Source organism: Lysobacter sp. N42, assembly GCF_004344885.1.
Map to the genome: position 1 here is coordinate 24,730 of NZ_SKFB01000026.1, position 20,938 is coordinate 45,667.

The following is a 20,938-nucleotide window of genomic DNA, read 5'->3' on the forward strand; positions in this document are numbered from 1 at the left end:
CCCCCGGCCCGCGCCTCACCCCAACTCGGCCCCACGATGCTCAACAGCCTGCTCACCCGCGTTTTCGGCAGCCGCAACGACCGCCTGCTGCGCCAGCTCCAGCGCTCGGTCGAAAAGATCAACGCCCTCGAGGCCGACCTGCAGAAACTCAGCGACGAGCAGCTCCAGGCCAAGACCCCCGAGTTCCAGCAGCGCATCGCCAAGGGCGAGTCGCTCGACCGCATCCTCCCCGAGGCCTTCGCCGTCTGCCGCGAGGCCAGCCGCCGCGTGCTGGGCATGCGCCACTTCGACGTGCAGCTGATCGGCGGCATGGTGCTGCACCTGGGCAAGATCGCCGAGATGCGCACGGGCGAGGGCAAGACCCTCACCGCGACGTTGCCGGTGTACCTCAACGCGCTGGAAGGCAAGGGCGTGCACGTGGTCACCGTGAACGACTACCTCGCCCGCCGCGACTCGGCGCAGATGGGCAAGCTCTACAACTGGCTGGGCCTGAGCGTGGGCGTGGTCTACCCGGGCATGCCGCACGGCGACAAGCATGCGGCCTACGCGGCGGACATCACCTACGCCACCAACAACGAGATCGGCTTCGACTACCTGCGCGACAATATGGCGCTGTCGAAGGACGACCGCGTGCAGCGGGGCCTGAACTACGCCATCGTCGACGAGGTCGACTCGATCCTGATCGACGAGGCGCGCACGCCGCTGATCATCTCCGGCCCGGCCGACGAGTCGCCGGAGCTGTACATCAAGGTCAACCGCATCGTCCCGCAGCTCACCCGCCAGGCCACCGAAGACGGCGAGGGCGACTTCTGGGTGGACGAGAAGTCCAAGCAGGTGCACATGTCCGAGGCCGGCCAGGAGCATGCCGAGGCGCTGCTGCGCGCCGCCGGCATCCTCGGCGAGGACGACGACCTGTACGACCCGAAGAACCTCAGCGTCGTGCACCACCTCAACGCCGCCATGCGCGCGCACGCGATCTACCAGCGCGACGTGGACTACATCGTGCGCGACGGCGAGGTGGTGATCGTCGACGAGTTCACCGGCCGCACGCTGCCGGGCCGCCGCTGGTCCGACGGGCTGCACCAGGCGGTGGAGGCGAAGGAGGGCGTGCCGGTCCAGCGCGAGAACCAGACGCTCGCGTCGATCACCTTCCAGAACCTGTTCCGCATGTACGGCAAGCTCGCCGGCATGACCGGCACGGCCGACACCGAGGCCTACGAGTTCCAGAGCATCTACGGGCTCGAGGTGGTGGTGATCCCGACCAACCGCCCGATGATCCGCAAGGACCACCCGGACGCGGTGTTCCTCAACAAGGCGGGCAAGTTCCGCGCGGTGGTGGGCGAGATCAAGGCCTGCTACGAGAAGAAGCAGCCCGTGCTGGTGGGCACCACCTCGATCGAGGTGTCGGAAATGCTCAGCGAGCAGCTGCGCGAGGCGGGTATCCCGCACGAGGTGCTCAACGCCAAGCAGCACGAGCGCGAGGCGATCATCGTCGCGCAGGCCGGCCGCCCGGGCGCGATCACCATCGCCACCAACATGGCCGGCCGCGGTACCGACATCGTGCTCGGCGGTTCGTTCGAGGCCGAGATCGCGCAGCTCGAGGCCGGCGGGCAGGAGGTTGACGAGGTCACCCGGCAGCGCCTGAAGGCCGAGTGGCAGGCCCGCCACGAGGCGGTCAAAGCCGCCGGCGGCCTGCACATCATCGGCACCGAGCGCCACGAGTCCCGCCGCATCGACAACCAGCTGCGCGGTCGCTCCGGCCGCCAGGGCGACCCGGGCTCCTCGCGCTTCTACCTGTCGCTCGAAGACAACCTGATGCGCATCTTCGCGGCCGACTGGGTGCAGAAGGTGATGGCGCGCATGGGCCTGAAGGAGGACGACATCATCGAGTCCCCGCTGGTCACCAAGCAGATCGCCAATGCGCAGAGGAAGGTCGAGGCGCACAACTTCGACATCCGCAAGAACCTGCTCGAGTTCGACGACGTCAACAACGACCAGCGCAAGGTGATCTACGGCCAGCGCGACGAGCTGCTCGAGGCCGAGAGCGTGGGCGAGAACATCGCCGCGATCCGCCGCGACGTGGTGGGCGAGATGGTCATGCGCTTCGTGCCGCCCAACTCCATCGACGAGCAGTGGGACCTGCCGGGGCTGGAGGCGACCATCGCCGAGGAGTTCGGCGTGCGGCTCGACCTGCAGGGCCTGGCGCAGCGCGAGGCGAACCTCGACGCCGAGGGCATCCTCGAGCACGTCGACCGCGAGATCGACGCGCATTTCGAGCAGCGCGAGCAGCAGCTGGGCGCCGAAACCATGCGCATGCTGGAAAAGCACATCATGCTCAACGTGCTCGACCAGAACTGGAAGGAGCACCTGGCGCGCATGGACTACCTGCGCCAGGGCATCCACCTGCGCGGGTATGCGCAGAAGCAGCCCAAGCAGGAGTACAAGAAGGAGGCCTTCGAGCTGTTCTCCAACATGCTGGAGAAGGTCAAGCGCGAGGTGGTGACGATGCTGGCCCGCGTGCGCATCCGCACCGAGGAAGAGATCGCCCAGGAAGAGGCCGCGGCGCGCGCGGCGCTGGAAGCCCAGGCGCGGCAGATGCAGTTCCAGCACCCGGGCAGCGGTGGCCTGGGCGCCGACGAGGAGGCCGCCCAGGCGCTCGATGCCGGGGCGGTGCCGGTCAACATCGGCCGCAACGACCCCTGCCCCTGCGGCAGCGGGAGGAAGTACAAGCACTGCCACGGGCAGCTGGGCTGAGTTCCGTCGGATCGCGGGCATGAGGAATCGGGAATCGCGGCACCGGCACCTGCGCATGCCCGTGGTCCCGGCTGACGGCGGGTCCGCATTCGCCGCAGCCCGCGGCACGCAGTAGCCGTGGCGCGGCGGGCGGATCCGGTCGGCGCACGTGTTCCCGGCCCGCTTGAGCCGGCGCGGCGCATGGGCGAACAGTGCTCGGCATGACCGATTTCCCGTCTCCGGCAAAGGAATCCCGGACTGTCCACGTGGTGGCCGGCGTCATCCGCGACGCGCGGGGCCGGATCCTGCTCGCGCGGCGCACCGAGGGGCGCGACCTCGCGGGGCTCTGGGAATTTCCCGGTGGCAAGCGCGAGCCCGGCGAATCGGACGAGGCCGCGCTGGTGCGCGAGCTGCGCGAGGAGCTGGGCATCGAGGCCCGCATCGGCGCGCCACTGATCGCCGTGCCGCAGCGTTATCCCGACAAGCGCCTGGTGCTGGACGTGCGTCTCGTCGAGGCATGGCAGGGGCCGGCCCGCGGACGCGAGGGGCAGGCGCTGGCCTGGGTGCCCGAGGAACGCCTCGCACGCTATCCGATGCCGCCTGCCGACCGGCCGGTGGTCGCCGCGCTCCGCGAGCCTGCGTACTACTTCGTGACGCCCCCGCCGGATGCGGGCGACGCATGGGAGCGCGCGCTGGACCGTGCACTCGCCGCCGGCATCCGGCGCATCCAGCTGCGCGGCGGCAGCCCCGGTTCGCCCGATTGGCGCAGGCGCGTCGAAGCCGCGCTGGCGCGATGCCGCGAGGCGGGCGCGCAGGTGCTGCTCAATGCCGATGTTGGGCTGGCGCGGGCGCTGGGCACCGGGCTGCATCTCAAGGCCGCACAGCTCGCGGCCCTGCCATCGCGACCGCTGCCGGACGACCTGCCCGTGGCCGCGTCCTGCCACGACGCGGCCGATCTCGCGCATGCCGAGCGCCTGGGCTGCGACTTCGCGGTGCTCGGCCACGTCGCGCCCACGCCCTCGCACCCGGGCCTGCCGCCACTGGGCTGGGCGGGCTTTTCCGGGCTACGGGAGCGCGCCAGCCTGCCGATCTACGCCATCGGCGGGCTGGGCCCCGCCGATCTCGACGCGGCCCGCGCACATGGCGCGCAGGGCGTCGCGGCGATCCGCGCGTTCGTCGACTGACGCAGTCGACGCGGCGTTACCGGCGTTGCGCGATGCCCAGGGAGCAGGGCGGGCGCGCCGGATGGGTGGGCCGATGTCCACGGGCGCTCGCGAGACCGCAGCCTGCCCCGGCACAGGGCGCCCATGTGCGGCACCGCGCGCTGGATGTCGCTTCGCCTACGCCGCAGGCGAAGCCTTCGCTTCCGCGAGCTGCCGATAGCGGCGGTCCAGCGCGGCCACGAGTCGGTCGAGTTCCTCGACGCCGCCTGCATTGACGACCACGTCGTCGGCGATCGCAAGGCGCTGCGCGCGCGTGGCCTGGGCGTCGAGCATGCGACGTGCCAGCGCCGCGTCGATACGATCGCGGGCGGCAAGGCGCGCCAGCTGCGTCGCCTCGGGTACATCGACCACGAGGACGCGGTCCAGCCAGGGATAGGCCGTCCGCCCGCCGCCTTCGGCCAGCAGGGGGATCGCGACGACCACGTAGGCGCCCGGCGCCTCGCCCGCGTGAGTACGCAGCAGGCGGCGGATGCGGGGGTGGAGGATGGCCTCCAGCCGGGCCCGGGCCGCGTCGTCCGCGAACACGCGCTCGCGCATGCGCCGGCGGTCGAGCGCGCCGGTGGGGTCGAGGATGTCCTGGCCGAACGCCTCGACCAGCGCCGCCAAGCCTTCGGTACCCGGCGCGACCACCTCGCGCGCAACCAGGTCGGCATCGACCACCGTAATGCCCAGCGCCGCGAAGCGCCCGGCGACCGCGGACTTGCCCGAGGCGATGCCCCCGGTCAGGCCGACGGCATAGCCGGCCATCTCACTTCAGGCCTGAATAGCGCATGTAGCCGTCGACCAGCGCCTCGCCCCAGAAGAAGACGATCCAGCCGGCGATGGCCAGGTACGGCCCGAAGGGGATGGGCGTGGCGCGGTCGCGGCCCTTCATGGCCAGCCAGATCGAGCCGATGATCGCGCCGACCAGCGAGGAGATCAGGATGGTCGGCAGGATGCCCTTGAGCCCGGTCCAGGCCCCGATGGCGGCGAGCAGCTTGAAGTCGCCATGCCCCATGCCCTCCTTGCCGGTGAGCTGCTTGAACAGCCACCACACGACCCAGAGGCTGAGGTAGCCCGCCACCGCGCCCAGCAGGGCCGGTTTGGCGCCGAAGTAGAGATTGTCGGAGGCCGCGATCAGGCCCAGCCACATCAGCGGCAGGGTGAGCTGGTCGGGCAGCAGCTGCGTGCGCAGGTCGATGCCCGACAGCGCTATCAGGAACCCGGTGAACACCATCGCCCCGAAGCCCTGCCAACCGAAGCCGAAGCGCCAGACACAGGCCACGAACAGCAGCATCGTCAGCAGTTCGACCAGCGGGTACTGGGCCGAAATCGGCGCCTTGCAGTGCCGGCATTTGCCGCGCAACGCCAGCCAGCTGAACAGCGGGATGTTCTCGTACCAGCTCAGCACGTGCTTGCAGTGCGGGCAGTGCGAGCGCTCCACCACGATCCCCGGCGGCGGCGGGTCGTAGACGTCGGGGATCTCCAGCATCTCGCGCGAGTCCCGCTTCCAGCCCCATTCGAGCCGGGGCGGCAGCCGCAGGATCACCACGTTGAGGAAGCTGCCCACCAGCAGGCCGAAGCCTGCGGCGAGCGGGTAGCCCAGGGCGGGGTTCTGGTCGAGGAACGCCATCCTTCGGGGTCAGCCCACGGTGGAGGCGAGCTTGAAGATCGGCAGGTACATGGCCACCACCATGCCGCCCACCACCACGCCCAGGAAGACCATGATCATGGGCTCCAGCAGGCTGGCCAGCGCATCCACGGCGTTGTTGACTTCCTGCTCGTAGAAGTCCGCCACCTTGAACAGCATGGTGTCGAGCGCGCCTGCCTCCTCGCCGATGGCCGTCATCTGGATGACCATGTGGGGAAACAGGTTGACCTGCTTCATGGCCATGTTGACGGCATAACCCACGGCCACGTCGTCGCGGATGCGGCGCACGGCATCGGTGTAGACGGAATTTCCCGTGGCGCCCGCGACGGTATCCAGCGCCTCCACCAGCGGCACACCCGCCTTGAAGGTCACCGCCAGCGTGCGCGAGAAGCGGGCGATCGCCGAGTTGTGCATGATCTGGCCGATCACCGGCACCTTGAGGATCATGCGGTCCAGGAAGTGCTGGAACGCGACCGAGCGCTTGAAGGCGGCCAGGAAGGCGAAGATCGCCGCGCCGATTCCAAGCGCGATCGCCCACCACCAGGCCACCATGAAGCGGCTGAGCCCGACGATCATCTGCGTGAAGGCGGGCAGGTCGGCGCCGAAGCTCTTGAAGACCTCCTCGAACTGGGGCACCACGAACACGAGCAGGATCGAGCTCACGATCAGCGCCACCGCGACGACCATGATCGGGTAGAACATCGCCTTCTTGATCTTGCCCTTGAGCGCCTCGAGGTTTTCCTTGTACGTCGCGATGGTCTCGAGCACCGTCTCCAGCACGCCCGCCGACTCGCCCGCGCGCACGAGGTTGCGGTAAAGCTCGTCGAAGTACACCGGGTGGCGGCTCAGCGCCTCGGTCAGCGACATGCCGCCCTGGATGTCCGCGCCGATGGTCTCCACCAGCTTGCGCATGCGCGGGTTCTTGTTGCCGTTGGCGATGATCTCCATGGCGCCCACGATGGGCACGCCGGATTTCATCATGGTGGCCAGCTGGCGGCTGAAGATGGCGATGTCGCGCGGCTTGATGGCCTTGCCGGCGCCGCCGAACAGCGGCTTGGACTTGGGCTTGACCGTCTGCGGGGTGATGCCCTGGCGGCGCAGCTCGGCCTTGACGTAGTTGATGTTGCGGGCGGCCTGCTCGCCCTTCATGACGACGCCGCGCTTGTCCTTGCCGACCCAGGTGAACGTCTGCAGGCCGTCATTGGCGCGGGCGGAAGACTTGGCGGCGTTTCGGGTGGCCGACATGGCTTAGTCCTTGGTCACGCGGTTGATTTCGGCGAGGCTGGTCACGCCGTTCTTCACTTTCAGCAATGCCGACTGGCGCAGGTCGCGGATCCCCGACCGCTGCGCGGCCTGCGCGATCTGCATGGCATTGCCCCCTTCCAGGATGATGGACTGGATTTCCTCGGTCATGGGCATGACCTGGTAGATGCCCGTCCGCCCCTTGTACCCCTCGGTGCAGTCGGGGCAACCGACGGGCTCGTAAACCGTGAACCTCTGCGCGATTTCCTCGGCCGTGAAGCCCTCGGCGATCAGGGCGTGCTCCGGCAGGTGGGCCGGCCGCTTGCAGTCGTGCAGGCGGCGGGCCAGGCGCTGGGCGATCACCAGGGTCACCGACGAGATGATGTTGTAGGGCGCGATGCCCATGTTCATCAGGCGCGCGACCGTCTGCGGCGCGTCGTTGGTGTGCAGGGTCGACAGCACCATGTGGCCCGTCTGCGCCGCCTTCACCGCGATCTCGGCCGTTTCCAGGTCGCGGATCTCGCCCACCATGATCACGTCCGGGTCCTGGCGCAGGAAGCTGCGCAGGGCGGCGGCGAAGGTCATGCCGCGCTTCTGGTTCTGCTGCACCTGGTTGATGCCGGGCACGCGGATTTCCACCGGATCCTCCACGGTGGAGATGTTGCGCGTCTCGTCGTTGAGGATGTTGAGCGCGGTGTAGAGCGAGACCGTCTTGCCCGAGCCGGTCGGGCCGGTGACCAGCACCATGCCGTAGGGCTTCTGGATGGCCTCGAGGAACAGGTTCTTCTGGTCCTCCTCGTAGCCGAGCTTGTCGATGCCCAGCTTGGCGGCGCTGCCATCGAGGATACGCAGCACCACCTTCTCGCCGAACAGCGTGGGCAGGGTGCTGGCACGGAAATCGATCTGCTTCGTCTTGGACAGGTTGAGCTTGATGCGCCCGTCCTGGGGCACGCGCTTTTCCGCGATGTCCAGCTGGGCCATCACCTTCAGGCGCGCCGCAATCCGGGTATTGAGCTTGGCCGGCACCTTGGCGACCTGCTTGAGGATGCCGTCGATGCGCAGGCGCACCCGGTAGTCGGTCTCGTAGGGCTCGAAATGGATGTCCGAGGCGCCGCGCCGGATGGCGTCCACCAGCACCTTGTTGACGAACTTGACCACGGGCGTGTCGTCGCCCTTGGCGTCCACCCCGGAGTCGCCGACGCCGCCGTCCTCGTCCTTGCCGGTGTCGATGAGGTCCAGGCCCTCCTCGTCACCGGTCGCATCCGACAGGGCGTCGCCGGAGTCGGCCCAGCGGTCCAGGCAGCGGGCGATGGTGTCGGCATCGACCAGGATGCCCTCTACCGCCAGGTTGGTCTGGAACTTGATCTCGTCCAGGGCCGCGGTATTGGTCGGGTCGGTCATGCCGACGAACAGCCGGTTGCCGCGCTTGAGCAGGGGCAGCACCCCGTGCTTGCGGAGCAGTTCCTCGTTGACCAGCTTGAGGGCGGCCTGTGAGGGGTCGAAGGCGGTGGCGTCGAAGATCGGCACCCCGAACTCGACCGAGTTCGCGGCCGCCAGACTGGCGGCCGACACGAGCCGGCGGTCGACGAAATACTGGGCGAGGGGCTTCTTCTCGGCGGTCGCGGCCGCCATGGCCTCGCGGGCCGCGCTCTCGTCGAGCGCGCCGTCAAGCACCAAACGTCGGGCGATGCCCGTGATCCCCACCAGATTGGCGGTAGCGACGGTGTTCATGTGCGCGGTCCCAATTCCCCGTCGGGACTCTAGCGCAAAACGTGGCGCCTGCATTGCGGAGTCGACCGCGTTTCTCGATCCCCTGGGCGTCGCTTCAGGCCAAGCCCGTTGTTTCGCGAGTGCGGTCGATGCGTAGTGTCGAGCCCGCCATGCGCGGCTTGGCCGCTGCCTTGCCCCGCGCTATTCCAGCGCGCAGGTCGACGTCGCCACGAGGCAGACGGACTGTCGCGTCCCGGGAGGTCTGGGGCTGGCGGCCACCGAAATGCTGTCCGCCGTGATGTCGTCGCCGCTCGTGCAGGCCCGGCGGGGGTGCGCCTGGGGCGTGGCCCCGCTCGCCATGGCGGCGAGCGTCATGGTCACGTACGTCCTCGTTTCCGACAAGCAGGCGGTTTCGGCCGCGCGTACCTGCTGTCGCGAGAGAACGGGGAGGGCAATGGCGGCGAGCAGTGCGATGATCGCCACGACGACCATCATCTCGACAAGTGAAAAGCCGTCGTTGCGCAGGTGCACGTCGATTCTCGGCCGGTGCCATTGGAATGCATCGACGTCAGCAAGAATCGGTCCAACGTTGCGCGCGCACGGGCAGGCGGCGCGTGCTTCGCTCAGGCGATTTCCGATCCCCGCCATAGCCGGTTCAAAGCTGCCGCACTGGGTAGAGGCTGGCAAAAAAAGCAAAAGCCTCCGGCACCTGCCGGAGGCTTCCGTACGAACCAAGCCTGATGCTTACGTGGCAGGGGCAGCCACGAGCTGGCAGGTACCGCTGCCGCCCTCGCAGGACACGTTCTCGCGCAGAGCGCCGTTGCCGCGAACCGGGGTCGTGAACGTTTCCGTGTGGCCGGTGGTGCCGTACTCGGTCGGGGTCAGGGTCTGCCCACCGGCTGCGCAGGCGCGAGCCACGAACGCAGCGCCCGTGCGGTTGTCGGCAGCCTCGGCGACCGCCGTGTTCATCCACGACTTCGCCTCCGCCAGGCACGCGCCATTGGCCGAACGCTGCGTGTAGTTGCGGTACTGCGGCAGCGCGATGGCGGCCAGGATGGCGATGATCGCGACGACGATCATCAGTTCGATGAGGGTAAAGCCCTGCTGCTTCTTCATGGTGTATCCCCTAGGAGTGGAGTGGATCCTCACGGACGGTGCCGGACGGCTCGCCTGGGTCCTGTAGGTCCGCCGAGGCTGTCCGTGCATCCGGGCATACGCATAACCCGTGCCAAGCCTGAACGCCAGCCGGCGTTACGGTTTTCCGGCAGTTCATCACGCTTGCCGGGCGCCGGGATTCCGTCGCGGTGACGCGCAGCGTCAGGTGGGCGGGGGAAGGTGACGCTCCGCGTCAGATCGGTGCCTGCGCGGCGGCGGCGGGTTACTCGATCCCGAGCTTCTTGAGCTTGTAGCGCAGCGCCCGGAAGGTGATGCCCAGGGCGGCGGCGGTGCGGGTCTTGTTGTAGCGGTTTTCCTGCAGCGCGTGCTGGATGGCGGCGCGCTCGATCTCCTCGATGTAGGAGGGCAGGGCGCTGGTGGCCGTGTCGCGCGGGTCCAGGCTGCGGGGGTCGGCGCCGGCCGCGGGCGCGATGGTGGTGGTGGGCGCAGCCGGCCGGGCCACGGCGCGCGGCAGGCTCAGGTCCTCGACCTGGATGGCGTCGCCATCGGCCAGGGCCATGGCGCGCTCGAGGATGTTCTCCAGCTCGCGCACGTTGCCCGGGAAGGGGTAGGTCTTGAGCGCCTCGACGGCCTCCGGGGAGAGTCGCGGCACCGGGCGGCCCTGCGCCGTGGCCAGGCGCTGGAGGATGAGGTCCGAGAGCGTGGGCAGGTCCTCGGGGCGCTCGCGCAGGGGCGGCACGCGCAGTTCGATGACGTTGATGCGGTAGTAGAGGTCGTGGCGGAAGCGGCCTTCCTCGACCAGCGCGGCCAGGTCCTTGTGGGTGGCCGAGAGGATGCGCACGTCGACCTTGACCTCGGCATTGGCGCCCACCGGCCGCACCGACTTCTCCTGGATCGCGCGCAGCAGCTTGACCTGCATGGGCAGCGGCAGCTCGGCCACCTCGTCCAGGAACAGGGTGCCGCCGTCGGCGGCCTGGAACAGCCCGGGCTTGTCGGCATGGGCGCCGGTGAAGCTGCCCTTCTTGTGGCCGAAGAACTCGCTCTCCATGAGCTCGGCCGGGATCGCGCCGCAGTTGACCGGCACGAACGGGCCCGAGGCGCGGCCGCCCTCGGCGTGGATGGTGCGCGCGACCAGCTCCTTGCCCACGCCCGACTCGCCGGAGATGTAGACCGGCGCCTGGCTGCGGGCGACCTTGGTCAGGGTGGCGCGCAGCTGCGCCATCGCCGGCGAGGTGCCGTGCAGGCGGGTGGCGATGCCGGATTCGGCGGCCACGCGGCGGCGCTCGTGCAGTTCCAGCGCCTGCTTGACCAGGTCGCGCAGCACGCCGAGATCGACGGGCTTGGCCACGAAATCGAAGGCGCCCGCCTTCAGCGCCTCCACCGCGGCCTCGACGTTGCCGAAGGCGGTGATCATCGCCACCGGGGTATTGGGGTGGTTCTGGTTGATGTCGGCGACGATCTCCAGCCCGCTGCCGTCGGGCAGGCGCATGTCGGTCAGGCAGAGGTCGTAGCGGTTGCGGGCGAGCAGGGCGCGGGCGTCCGTGACGTTGGCCGCGGTGTCGCAGCGCAGGCCCATGCGGCCGAGGGTCATGACCAGGAGTTCGCGGATGTCCCGTTCGTCGTCCACGACGAGGGCGGTACGCGAAGGCGGGGCGGTGCGGGCTTCGGTCATCGGATCCTCCGCCCCCCACCTTAGCCGAAGTGACGGAAAGCGGCCACTTCGGGCGGTCTGTGTCAACCGGCGGCCAGGTCCATCGACCGCTCGTCGGTCAGCCGGTGGCCCAGCGCGCTCATGCGGATGCGGAAGCAGCCGCCGCCGCCGGCGGTGGGCAGGTAGTCGAGCCCGGCCTGGTTGGCGCGGCAGAGTTCCCGGGCGATGTAGAGCCCCAGGCCGGTGCCGTGGTGCGAGGTGGTGAAGAAGGGCTTGAACAGCCGGCCGCGCACGCCCTCGGGGATGCCGGGGCCGCGGTCGAGCACGTCCAGCACCGGCCGGCCGTTGTCGCTGGCCACGCGCAGGGTCACGCGCGCGGGCTGGCCGGGCATGCGCCCGTAGGTCAGGGCGTTGTGCACGAGCACGGTCAGCACCTGGTGGAGCTGGCGCGGGTCGAACAGCGCCGGCAGCTCCTGCAGCGTGGAGCTGGCGGTGATCGTGTCGCCCTCGATCGGGTGGCTGACGAGATACTCGTCGACGAAGTGCCGCGCGAAGTCCACCGCGTCGATCACTTCCGGCTTGGCCGGCTCGCGGCGGGCCAGGCCGAGCACGTTGTCGACGATGCCGTTCATGCGCTGCGCGTGCTGGTGCACGATCTCGAGCAGGCGGCGGTCGGCGGCGCGGATGTCGTCGGACTCCTGCAGCAGCTGCACGGCGTAGTTGATGGCCGCCAGCGGATTGCGGATCTCGTGCGCCAGGCTCGCGGAAAAGCGCCCCAGGGTGGCCAGGGTGATGGACTCGGCGCGCTGCGACACCAGCGAGGTGTCGTCGAGGAAGACGAGCACCTGGTCGCTCTGCGCCTGCAGGCGGGCGAAGCGCGGGATCACGTCGGGCTGGTCGGGGGCGATGCGCAGCGGGCTGTCGTCCGAACGCCCCGTGGCGCGCCACTCGGCCAGGCGCCGGCCCAGCTCGGGCACGGCGACGGCCAGCTCGCGGTAGCCGCTCTCCTCGTCGCCCACGTCGCCCACCAGCGCCACCGCCGCCTCGTTCGCCAGCCGCAGGCGCCCCTGTCCGTCGACCAGCAGCACGCCCGTGCGCAGGCGGCGGATGATGAGCTCGTTGACCTGCGCCAGGTGCTCGTTCTCGGAGGCATGCGAGGCGGCCAGCTCGTAGCTTTCGCGCATCTGGCGGCCGAGCACGTTCATGAGCGTGCCCAGCGCCGCGTAGCCGATGGCGAACATGAGCACCTCGGCGAACGAGCGGGCCATGTCCATGTCCACCCGGCTCCAGGCGTACTCGCCCAGCAGCCCGCCCACGGCGGCCACGCCGACGAGCGCGGCCAGCCGGGTGGGGAGCAGCAGCGACGCGGCGCCCACGTTGAACATCAGCATCAGCGCGATGCCGACCGCGGCCAGCGGGGCGGCGTGCATGGCGAGGATGCCGAAGAAGAGGTCGCCGGCAACGCCGATCGCCGCCAGCGTGCGCAGCTCCACGCGCCGCACCAGCGCCAGCATGACCAGCGAGAAGAACAGGTAGGCCAGGGTGACCGAGCGGGCGAGGAGCTCGTGGCGCACCGGATCGGCCACGTCCGCGGCCGGGCCGAATACCACCAGTACCAGCAGCGCGGCCTCCAGCACCCGATACAGGCTGAAGAGCCAGAGCTCGCGATGGAGCACCTGGTCGGCATCGCGCGGGGAGACGGTCGTCTGCAGGGGCACGGCGCGTGTCCGGAGGCGGTTTGGCCCGAGTATAGGCGGCCACGCCGAGCCGGATCCGCCGGCATCGGGCCGTCTTTTGCCCGCAAATGCCCGATCGGCGACAATACCGCCCCCTCGCGCCGGCCCTGCGCCGCGCTTTCGCGCGAGCTCCCACGTCCATCCTTCGGTGACGCATGAATTTCCACGAATACCAGGCGAAGCAGCTCTTTGCCGATTACGGCATCGCCGTTCCCAAGGGCATCGTCGCCCGCTCGCCGGACGAGGCGGTGGCGGCGGCCAAGCAGATCCCCGGCGACCTGTGGGTCGTCAAGGCGCAGATCCATGCCGGCGGCCGCGGCAAGGCCGGCGGCGTGAAGCTGGCGAAGTCGTTCGACGAGGTGCGCGAGTACGCCAAGGCGATGCTCGGCACGAAGATGGCCACCTACCAGACGGCGGGCGTCGAGCTGCCGATCGACTCGGTGCTGATCTCCGAAGGCACCGACATCGCCAAGGAGCTGTACCTGTCGGTGCTCGTGGATCGCGCGACGCGCTCCATCACCTTCATCGCCTCGGCCGAGGGCGGCATGGACATCGAGCAGGTCGCCCACGAGAAGCCGGAGGCGATCCACACGCTCAACGTCGACTTCGTCGAAGGCCTGCAGCCCTACCACTGTCGCGACCTCGGCTTCGCGATGGGCCTGAACGCCAAGCAGGTCGGCCAGCTCACGAAGATCATGCTGGGCCTGTACCGCCTGTTCAACGAGAAGGACCTGGCGCTGGTCGAGCTCAATCCGCTCGCCATCCTCACCAGCGGCGACCTGGCCGTGCTCGACGGCAAGATCAACTCCGACGACAACGCCTCCTTCCGCCACCCCGAGCTCGTCGCCATGCGCGACGTGCGCCAGGAGGACGAGACCGAGGTGCTCGCGTCGAAGTGGGACCTCAACTACGTCACGATGGACGGCGACATCGGCTGCATGGTCAACGGCGCGGGCCTGGCCATGGCCACGATGGACGTGATCGCCCTCAACGGCGGGCAGCCCGCGAACTTCCTCGACGTGGGCGGCGGCGCGACCAAGGAGCGCGTGACCGAGGCCTTCAAGCTGATCCTCTCGTCCGACAAGGTGCGCGCGATCTTCGTGAACATCTTCGGCGGCATCGTCCGCTGCGACATGATCGCCGAGGGCATCATCGCGGCGGTGCGCGAGGTGGACGTCAAGGTGCCGGTGATCGTGCGCCTGGAAGGCACGAACGTGGAGGCCGGCAAGGAGCTGCTGCGCAACTCCGGCCTGGCCATCACCGCGGCCGACGACATCAACGACGGCGCGAAGAAGGCCGTCGCGGCCGTCCAGCAGGCCGCCTGACCCCGCGCGGCGACGCGATGCTCCAGGCCCCTCCAGTCACGGGGGGGGCGGCCCCAAGCGAAGCAACGGGCGGGGGCTGTGCAAGCAATCCCTGGCGGACGACGCAGCTCCATCGTTGTCCGATGCATCCGAAGCCGCAGCGACACGAACCACGAAGGACTCCAAGACATGTCCGTTCTGATCAACAAAAACACCAAGGTGCTCGTGCAGGGCTTCACCGGCTCGCAGGGCACCTTCCACGCGCAGCAGATGCTCGACTACGGCACGCAGGTCGTGGGCGGCGTCACCCCGGGCAAGGGCGGCAGCCAGCACCTCGGGCTGCCCGTGTTCAACACGATGGCCGAGGCGGTCGCCGCCACCGGCGCCGACGCCTCCGTCATCTACGTGCCACCGCCGTTCGCGGCCGACGCGATCCTCGAGGCCGCGGCCGCCGGCATCCGCGTGATCGTGTGCATCACCGAGGGCATCCCGGTGCTGGACATGCTGCGCGTCAAGAACGTGCTGAAGTCGCATCCGGAGACGGTGCTCGTCGGCCCGAACTGCCCGGGCGTGATCACGCCGGGCGAGTGCAAGATCGGCATCATGCCGGGCCACATCCACCAGCCGGGCAAGATCGGCATCGTCTCGCGCTCGGGCACGCTCACCTACGAGGCGGTGAAGCAGACGACCGACGTGGGCCTGGGCCAGTCGACCTGCATCGGCATCGGCGGCGACCCGATCAACGGCACCAACTTCATCGACGCCCTGCGCTGGTTCCAGGACGATCCGCAGACCGAAGGCATCATCATGGTCGGCGAGATCGGCGGCAGCGCCGAGGAAGAGGCGGCCGAGTTCATCGCGCAGCACGTGACCAAGCCGGTGGTGAGCTTCATCGCGGGCGCCTCCGCCCCGAAGGGCAAGCGCATGGGCCATGCGGGCGCGATCGCGTCCGGCGGCTCGGGCACGGCCGAAGGCAAGTTCGCGGCGCTGGAGAAGGCGGGCGTCACCACGGTGAAGTCGCCGGGCGACCTCGGCGCGGCGATCGCCAGGCGCCTCGCCGGCTGATACCGGCGAGGTGCATCGAAAAGGCCGCCTCGCAGTCTGTGTGAAAGCAGCTGCAGCGCGGCCCCGACAACGCCCCGTCAGGGGCGTTGTTGTTTTTCGTTCGGGGTTGACGCCCGGCCACGTGAATGCGCATGATCGATGCGCATCCTTAACGGGAGCGGGCGATGCGCATCCATGACGAGACGGCCGGCTACGGCAAGCGGCCCACCAACCTCAGCATCAACGAGGGCCTGTTGCGGCTGGCCAAGGAGCTGGACATCAACCTCTCCGCCACGCTGGAGCGGGCGATCGAGGCCGAGGTCCGCGCCCGGCGCCGCGCCCGCTGGCTGGAGGAGAACCGCGAGGCCATCGAGGCCTACAACGCGCGCGTCGAGCGCGAGGGCGCCTTCAGCGACATGCTGCGGGCGTTCTGAGCGGTGCAGTTCACCGTCTACGCCAATGGCGATGAGCGCACGCGCGCCGCGGTGCCCTACCTGCTCGACGTGCAGAGCGACCTCGTCGCCAAGGCCGCGACCTGCGTCGTGGTGCCGCTCATCTCCACGGCGCGCGCCGGGCGCCCGGCCGAGCGCCTGATGCCGACGTTCGACATCGCCGGCGAGCCCTGGGTCATGGATACGCTGCAGCTCGCCGGCGTACCGCGGACGGTCCTGGGCAGCGCCGTCGCCGACCTTTCGCACGAGCGCGCGCGGATACTCGCGGCCCTGGACATGCTGGTTTCGGGAATCTGAGGACGGATCATGGCGGCTCTGCGGATCGCACTCGCGCAATTCGACTTCCCGGTGGGCGACGTCGCCGGCAATGCCGGCCGCATCGCACGCATGATCGCGGAGGCGCGCGACGAGTACGGCGCGCAGCTGGTCGTCTTTCCCGAGCTCGCCATCAGCGGCTATCCGCCGGAAGACCTGCTGATGCGCCCGAGCTTCCTTGCCGACTGCGAGAAGGCCCTGCAGGAGGTCGCGGCCGCCGCAACGGGCATCGTCGCGGTGGTGGGCTGGCCGCAGACGGCCGGCGCGATCGTCTACAACGCCGCCAGCGTGCTGCGCGACGGCCGCGTCGAGCAGACCTACCGCAAGCGCGAGCTGCCCAACTACGCGGTCTTCGACGAGCGCCGCTATTTCAGCGCCGACCCGGACGCCGAAACCTGCGTGTTCGAGGTCGAGGGCGTGCAGGTGGGCCTGGTGATCTGCGAGGACCTCTGGTTCGCCGAGCCGATCGCCGACACCGTGCGGGCGGGCGCGGAGGTCGTCGTCGTGCCCAATGCCTCGCCCTTCGAGCACGACAAGCACGCCGCGCGCGATGCGCTGCTGGAGCAGCGCGCGAAGGAGACGGGTGCCGCGATCGCGTATCTCAATTGCGTGGGCGGGCAGGATTCGGTGGTCTTCGATGGCGCGTCGGTCGTCTGCGACGGCGACAGTCGTGTGCACCCGGCGGCGGCGGCCTTCAGCGAGGAGTGGCTGGTGGTCGAGTTCGACGCGCCGACGCGCCGCTTCGCCGCGCTGCAGTGGACCGTGGACGGCGACGAGAGCCGCGAGGCGCTGGCCTGGCGCGCGCTGGTCCGTGGCACCCGCGACTACTGCCGCAAGAACGGGTTCGACCGCGCGTGGCTGGGGCTGTCGGGCGGCATCGATTCGTCCGTGGTGCTTGCTCTGGCGGTGGACGCACTGGGGGCGGAGAACGTGACCGCGGTGCGGCTGCCCTCGCGCTACACGGCCGACCTGTCGAACACGCTCGCGCAGGAGCAGTGCGAACGCCAGGGCGTGCGCCTGCTGACCCTGCCCATCGAGAAGCCGTTCGCCGCCTACCTCCAGACGCTGGCCGAGACGTTCGAAGGTCGCGCGTCCGATACGACCGAGGAGAACCTGCAGTCGCGCATCCGCGGCGCGATGCTGATGGCGCTGTCGAACAAGTTCGGCGGCCTGCTGCTCACCACCGGCAACAAGAGCGAGTACGCGGTGGGCTACGCCACGATCTACGGCGACATGGCCGGCGGCTACGCGCCGATCAAGGACGTGTACAAGACCGACGTCTACCGCCTCGCCCGCTGGCGCAACACGGTGGGCGACCCGGTGATCCCGAACGAGGTGATCGACCGCGCGCCGTCGGCCGAACTGCGCGAGAACCAGACCGACCAGGATTCCCTGCCGCCGTATGACGTGCTCGACGCGATCCTGCACCGGTACGTCGATCAGGAGCAGTCGCGCGAGGACGTGGTGGCGGCGGGCTTCGATGCCGCCACGGTCGACCGGGTGGTCAGGCTGGTTCGCGCCGCGGAATGGAAGCGCCAGCAGGCCGCGCCCGGGCCGAAGGTCAGCCGCCGCGCGTTCGGACGCGAGCGCCGCTATCCGATCACCAACGGGTACCGCTGAGGGCCGACCGGGCGCGGACCGGCCATCGCCACGGGCACGACCCCGCAGGCCCGCCGCACCCGGGACCGCCGGGCCCCGTTACCCGAGGATCTGTGGGCCCGGCTACCGCGCAGCGCGCCCGGGCCCGGGCCGCGTGCCTGCACTGCGGCCCCCGCGCCGGTGGTCGATTGCCCGGGGCTGCGCGCGCCAAGCGGGCAGGATGCGCGGCCGGCGGATCTGCCCTGCTGGAACGAAGACGCCGCCCGGAGGCGGCGTCGTTCGGCCTGGCGCGGGCGGGCCGGCTCAGTGCTCGTCGGCCTGCAGCGCGGAGCGGTCGCCGGCGAAGGGGTTCAGGCGGCGCAGGTGGCTGGGGTAGTCCGGCCAGTCGCCGCGCAGGTAGGCATGGTTCGGCGCCTGCTGCTGCAGCAGCGTGCGGGCGTCGTTGGCCAGCGCCTCGTTGCCCAGGGCCGTGTAGGCCGCGGCCAGGGTGGCGATGGCGTCGGCCTGGTGGCGGCTCTGCGGGTAGGTGTCGAGCACGTAGCGCGCGCGGTTGGCGGCGGCGACGTTGGCGCCGCGGCGCAGGTAGTACAGCGCGGTGTCCATCTCGTGGCGGGCGAACATGTCGCGCAGGTCGGCCATGCGCTTGCGTGCGTCCTCGGCATAGCGGGAGTTGCCGTAGCGCTCGGCCACGATGCTGAAGTCGTTGTAGGCCTGCATCGGCGTGGCCAGGTCGCGACGCGCCGGGTCCAGGCGCCAGACGCGCTGCAGGAACACCGTGTCTCGGCTGGAATTGACCAGCCCGCGCAGGTAGTACAGGTAGGCGATGTTGCGGTGCGTGGGGTAGGTGCGGATGAAGCGGTCGATGGAACTGATCGCTTCCTCGTGCTTGCCGGCCTTGTACTGGGCGTAGGCGGTCTCGATCAGGGCCTGCTCGGTGTGGGGGCCGTACGGGTACTGGGCGACCAGGCGGCGGAAGGTTTCCTCCGCGCCCGACCAGTTGCCGTTGGTCATCGAGCGGTGGCCGCGCTCGTAGAGCGTCTCGACGGCCACGCCCTCGTTCGCGTCGTCGTCCTTGAACATCTTGCCCAGGCGCGCGCAGCCCGTGCCGGCGAGCAGGGCGACCGCGAGGACGGCGGCCAGGCCGGGACGGAGCAGGGAGGCGGCGGAAATGCGGCTGGAGCGTGGGCGCATTGGGGTTCTTACGGACGCCGGAGCGGGAAGGGCCGATAATAGCAGGCCCGAATTAACCGACCCCGCGCGCGCCCAATGGTTCCGCAGATGCCCGAACCCGTCCGCCTCGAGGCGCGCGTGCCCGACGCGAGCGCCGGCCGCCGCTTCGACGCGGTGCTCGCCGAGCTGTTCCCCGAGCATTCGCGCTCGCGCCTGGCCGGGTGGATCAAGTCCGGGCAGGCCCGGCTCGACGGCCGCGAGGCGCGTCCCCGCGATCCGGTGCGCGGCGGCGAGCGGGTCAGCGTCGAGGCCGAGGTGGGCATCGCCACCGACGCCCCGGCCGAGGACATCGCGCTGGACGTGCTCTACGAGGACGCCCACGTCATCGTGGTCGACAAGCCCGCGGGGCTGGTCGTGCATCCAGGCGCCGGCAATCCGGCCGGCACGCTGGTCAACGCGCTGCTGCACCGCGACCCCGCGCTGGCCGCGCTGCCGCGCGCCGGCATCGTGCACCGCCTCGACAAGGACACCTCGGGCGTGATGGTCATCGCGCGCACGCTCGAGGCGCATACCGCGCTGGTGGAGCAGTTGTCCGCACGCAAGGTGCACCGCCAGTACCTCGCGGTGGTGGTGGGCGCGCTGGTGTCCGGCGGCACCGCCAATGCGCCCATCGACCGCCATCCCCGCGACCGCCTGCGCATGGCCGTGCGCGAGGACGGCAAGGACGCGGTCACGCATTTCCGCCTGCGCGAGCGTTTCCGTGCGCACACGCTGCTGGAGTGCAGGCTGGAAACCGGCCGCACGCACCAGATCCGCGTGCACATGGCGCACCTCAAGCACCCGATCGTGGGCGACCCGCTCTACGGCGGGCCGCTGAAGCTGCCGAAGGGTGCGTCGGACGGGACCGTGGCCATGCTGCGCGGTTTCCGCCGCCAGGCCCTGCATGCCGAGACGCTGGAATTCGCGCATCCGGTGACGGGCGAGCCGGTGCGCTGCAGCGCACCGATGCCGGCCGACATGCAGGCACTGGTGGATGCGCTGCGCGCCGACAGCCGCGAGGCGGCGGAGCGCGGGCGGTGACGCCCGCGCGCATCACCCCGGACTGGCCCGTGCCGCCGGGCGTATGCGCCTTCACCACGGTCCGGCATGGCGCCGGGCGGTCGCCGGCCCCGTTCGACCATTTCAACCTGGGCAACCGCTCTGCCCCCGACGGCGACGACCCCGCCGTGGTGCAGGCCAATCGCGACGAACTGGCGGCGCGCTTCGGCCTGCCCTCGCCGCCGAACTGGCTGCGGCAGGTGCATGGCGTCGCGGTCCGGCGCTTCGACGCCCCGCCGCAGGCCGATGCCGCCGAGCCGGAGGCCGATGCGGCGGTGACGTCGACGCCGGGGGTAGTCCTCGCCATCCTCACGGCCGACTGCCTGCCCGTGGTCTTCGCCGCGCGCGACGGCAGCGAGGTCGCAGCCGCGCATGCCGGCTGGCGCGGTCTGGCCGACGGCGTGCTGGAAGCCACGCTGGCGGCCATGCGTGCGCGTCCGGACGAGGTCGTCGCCTGGCTGGGTCCGGCCGCGGGGCCGGAACGCTACGAGGTCGGGGTGGAGGTGTACGACGCCTTCGTCTCGCGCGACTGGGCCTGCGGCAGCGCCTTCCGCTGCACGCGGCCCGACCACTGGCTCGTCGACCTGTACGCGCTTGCACGCAGGCGCCTGGAGCGTGCCGGCCTGGCCGCGGGGCAGGTGCACGGCGGCGGGCTGTGCACGATCTCGGACGCCGGACGCTTCTTCTCGCACCGCCGCGACCGGCGCACCGGCCGCATGGCCACGCTGGCCTGGATGCAGGCGCGCGGCTAGGGCCAACCGGCCCTAGGGCGGATCGACATTCGATCGCGGCGACCGCGTCTGAAGTAGCGGGAACCGAGGCACTGGGTTCCCGCTTTCGCGCACTGCTGTCCGGAAAAAACTCTCAAGCAAAAAGTCCAGGCTGCACAGCGGCTTGCGCCTGCCAGCGCGCCCG

18 protein-coding genes are annotated in these 20,938 nt (G+C 70.0%); 9 read left to right on the forward strand and 9 right to left on the reverse strand.

Translation table 11 applies throughout. The annotated features are described in order from the left end of the window. Nucleotides 1-36: 36 nt before the first annotated feature. A complete protein-coding gene (secA, locus tag EYQ95_RS20180; protein ID WP_132329837.1) occupies nucleotides 37-2,754 on the forward strand; it encodes a preprotein translocase subunit SecA in 2,718 nt (905 codons plus the stop codon). Between the two features lie 200 nt (nucleotides 2,755-2,954). After that, nucleotides 2,955-3,917 carry a Nudix family hydrolase gene (locus EYQ95_RS20185; RefSeq protein ID WP_132329839.1) on the forward strand — a complete coding sequence of 321 codons (963 nt, stop codon included), beginning with the start codon at nucleotides 2,955-2,957 and terminating at the stop codon, nucleotides 3,915-3,917. Between the two features lie 156 nt (nucleotides 3,918-4,073). Here the strand turns inward: EYQ95_RS20185 and coaE are convergent, their stop codons facing one another. From coaE to EYQ95_RS20225, 8 genes are all read right to left on the reverse strand, one after another. Then, nucleotides 4,074-4,703: a dephospho-CoA kinase gene (gene coaE / locus EYQ95_RS20190; protein WP_132329841.1), complete on the reverse strand. Its 630-nt coding sequence runs from the start codon at nucleotides 4,701-4,703 to the stop codon at nucleotides 4,074-4,076. 1 nt (nucleotide 4,704) lies between these two features. After that, on the reverse strand, nucleotides 4,705-5,568 hold the full coding sequence (locus EYQ95_RS20195; RefSeq protein ID WP_132329843.1) for an A24 family peptidase: 864 nt from the start codon (nucleotides 5,566-5,568) through the stop codon (nucleotides 4,705-4,707). Between the two features lie 9 nt (nucleotides 5,569-5,577). Beyond that, nucleotides 5,578-6,831: a type II secretion system F family protein gene (locus tag EYQ95_RS20200; protein ID WP_132329846.1), complete on the reverse strand. Its 1,254-nt coding sequence runs from the start codon at nucleotides 6,829-6,831 to the stop codon at nucleotides 5,578-5,580. A gap of 3 nt (nucleotides 6,832-6,834) precedes the next feature. Next, nucleotides 6,835-8,559 carry a type IV-A pilus assembly ATPase PilB gene (gene pilB, locus EYQ95_RS20205; protein WP_132329848.1) on the reverse strand — a complete coding sequence of 575 codons (1,725 nt, stop codon included), beginning with the start codon at nucleotides 8,557-8,559 and terminating at the stop codon, nucleotides 6,835-6,837. Between the two features lie 180 nt (nucleotides 8,560-8,739). Next, the gene (locus EYQ95_RS20210) at nucleotides 8,740-9,186 is read right to left on the reverse strand and encodes a prepilin-type N-terminal cleavage/methylation domain-containing protein (RefSeq protein WP_132329850.1); all 447 of its coding nucleotides are present in this window, start codon (nucleotides 9,184-9,186) and stop codon (nucleotides 8,740-8,742) included. A gap of 96 nt (nucleotides 9,187-9,282) precedes the next feature. After that, nucleotides 9,283-9,654, reverse strand: coding sequence for a prepilin-type N-terminal cleavage/methylation domain-containing protein (locus EYQ95_RS27055; protein ID WP_132329852.1), 372 nt, complete (start codon nucleotides 9,652-9,654; stop codon nucleotides 9,283-9,285). A gap of 262 nt (nucleotides 9,655-9,916) precedes the next feature. After that, nucleotides 9,917-11,326 (reverse strand): sigma-54 dependent transcriptional regulator, encoded by a 1,410-nt coding sequence (locus tag EYQ95_RS20220; RefSeq protein ID WP_132329854.1) that lies wholly within the window; start codon nucleotides 11,324-11,326, stop codon nucleotides 9,917-9,919. Between the two features lie 62 nt (nucleotides 11,327-11,388). Continuing rightward, a complete protein-coding gene (locus tag EYQ95_RS20225; protein WP_132329884.1) occupies nucleotides 11,389-13,017 on the reverse strand; it encodes a PAS domain-containing sensor histidine kinase in 1,629 nt (542 codons plus the stop codon). A 179-nt stretch (nucleotides 13,018-13,196) separates the two neighbouring features. Here EYQ95_RS20225 and sucC point away from each other — a divergent pair, with 179 nt between their 5' ends. The 5 genes from sucC to EYQ95_RS20250 all read left to right on the forward strand — a co-directional run bounded on the left by sucC (nucleotide 13,197) and on the right by EYQ95_RS20250 (nucleotide 17,776). Continuing rightward, on the forward strand, nucleotides 13,197-14,366 hold the full coding sequence (gene sucC, locus EYQ95_RS20230) for an ADP-forming succinate--CoA ligase subunit beta (protein ID WP_132329856.1): 1,170 nt from the start codon (nucleotides 13,197-13,199) through the stop codon (nucleotides 14,364-14,366). A gap of 168 nt (nucleotides 14,367-14,534) precedes the next feature. Beyond that, a complete protein-coding gene (gene sucD, locus EYQ95_RS20235) occupies nucleotides 14,535-15,410 on the forward strand; it encodes a succinate--CoA ligase subunit alpha (protein ID WP_132329858.1) in 876 nt (291 codons plus the stop codon). Nucleotides 15,411-15,574: 164 nt separating this feature from the next. Beyond that, nucleotides 15,575-15,823 carry a type II toxin-antitoxin system CcdA family antitoxin gene (locus EYQ95_RS20240; RefSeq protein WP_132329860.1) on the forward strand — a complete coding sequence of 83 codons (249 nt, stop codon included), beginning with the start codon at nucleotides 15,575-15,577 and terminating at the stop codon, nucleotides 15,821-15,823. A gap of 3 nt (nucleotides 15,824-15,826) precedes the next feature. After that, nucleotides 15,827-16,138: a CcdB family protein gene (locus EYQ95_RS20245; protein WP_132329862.1), complete on the forward strand. Its 312-nt coding sequence runs from the start codon at nucleotides 15,827-15,829 to the stop codon at nucleotides 16,136-16,138. 9 nt (nucleotides 16,139-16,147) lie between these two features. Next, on the forward strand, nucleotides 16,148-17,776 hold the full coding sequence (locus EYQ95_RS20250; RefSeq protein WP_132329864.1) for an NAD+ synthase: 1,629 nt from the start codon (nucleotides 16,148-16,150) through the stop codon (nucleotides 17,774-17,776). A 282-nt stretch (nucleotides 17,777-18,058) separates the two neighbouring features. Here the strand turns inward: EYQ95_RS20250 and EYQ95_RS20255 are convergent, their stop codons facing one another. Next, entirely contained in the window at nucleotides 18,059-18,946 is an 888-nt protein-coding gene (locus EYQ95_RS20255; protein ID WP_132329866.1) for an outer membrane protein assembly factor BamD, read from the reverse strand. A gap of 87 nt (nucleotides 18,947-19,033) precedes the next feature. On the opposite strand from EYQ95_RS20255, the gene rluD reads away from it, so the two are divergent. Together rluD and pgeF are read left to right on the forward strand one after the other, a co-directional pair. Next, nucleotides 19,034-20,005 (forward strand): 23S rRNA pseudouridine(1911/1915/1917) synthase RluD, encoded by a 972-nt coding sequence (gene rluD / locus EYQ95_RS20260; protein WP_243700003.1) that lies wholly within the window; start codon nucleotides 19,034-19,036, stop codon nucleotides 20,003-20,005. After that, nucleotides 20,002-20,775 carry a peptidoglycan editing factor PgeF gene (pgeF, locus tag EYQ95_RS20265; RefSeq protein ID WP_132329870.1) on the forward strand — a complete coding sequence of 258 codons (774 nt, stop codon included), beginning with the start codon at nucleotides 20,002-20,004 and terminating at the stop codon, nucleotides 20,773-20,775. Before rluD ends, pgeF begins: the two co-directional genes overlap by 4 nt. Nucleotides 20,776-20,938: the final 163 nt, after the last annotated feature.

Bases quoted from the DNA above. Each gene is read 5' to 3' on its own strand.
- secA (WP_132329837.1), top strand. From the start codon at position 37: ATGCTCAACAGCCTGCTCACCCGCGTTTTCGGCAGCCGCAACGACCGC.
- EYQ95_RS20185 (WP_132329839.1), top strand. From the start codon at position 2,955: ATGACCGATTTCCCGTCTCCGGCAAAGGAATCCCGGACTGTCCACGTG.
- coaE (WP_132329841.1), bottom strand. From the start codon at position 4,703: ATGGCCGGCTATGCCGTCGGCCTGACCGGGGGCATCGCCTCGGGCAAG.
- EYQ95_RS20195 (WP_132329843.1), bottom strand. From the start codon at position 5,568: ATGGCGTTCCTCGACCAGAACCCCGCCCTGGGCTACCCGCTCGCCGCA.
- EYQ95_RS20200 (WP_132329846.1), bottom strand. From the start codon at position 6,831: ATGTCGGCCACCCGAAACGCCGCCAAGTCTTCCGCCCGCGCCAATGAC.
- pilB (WP_132329848.1), bottom strand. From the start codon at position 8,559: ATGAACACCGTCGCTACCGCCAATCTGGTGGGGATCACGGGCATCGCC.
- EYQ95_RS20210 (WP_132329850.1), bottom strand. From the start codon at position 9,186: ATGGCGGGGATCGGAAATCGCCTGAGCGAAGCACGCGCCGCCTGCCCG.
- EYQ95_RS27055 (WP_132329852.1), bottom strand. From the start codon at position 9,654: ATGAAGAAGCAGCAGGGCTTTACCCTCATCGAACTGATGATCGTCGTC.
- EYQ95_RS20220 (WP_132329854.1), bottom strand. From the start codon at position 11,326: ATGACCGAAGCCCGCACCGCCCCGCCTTCGCGTACCGCCCTCGTCGTG.
- sucC (WP_132329856.1), top strand. From the start codon at position 13,197: ATGAATTTCCACGAATACCAGGCGAAGCAGCTCTTTGCCGATTACGGC.
- sucD (WP_132329858.1), top strand. From the start codon at position 14,535: ATGTCCGTTCTGATCAACAAAAACACCAAGGTGCTCGTGCAGGGCTTC.
- EYQ95_RS20240 (WP_132329860.1), top strand. From the start codon at position 15,575: ATGCGCATCCATGACGAGACGGCCGGCTACGGCAAGCGGCCCACCAAC.
- EYQ95_RS20250 (WP_132329864.1), top strand. From the start codon at position 16,148: ATGGCGGCTCTGCGGATCGCACTCGCGCAATTCGACTTCCCGGTGGGC.
- EYQ95_RS20255 (WP_132329866.1), bottom strand. From the start codon at position 18,946: ATGCGCCCACGCTCCAGCCGCATTTCCGCCGCCTCCCTGCTCCGTCCC.
- rluD (WP_243700003.1), top strand. From the start codon at position 19,034: ATGCCCGAACCCGTCCGCCTCGAGGCGCGCGTGCCCGACGCGAGCGCC.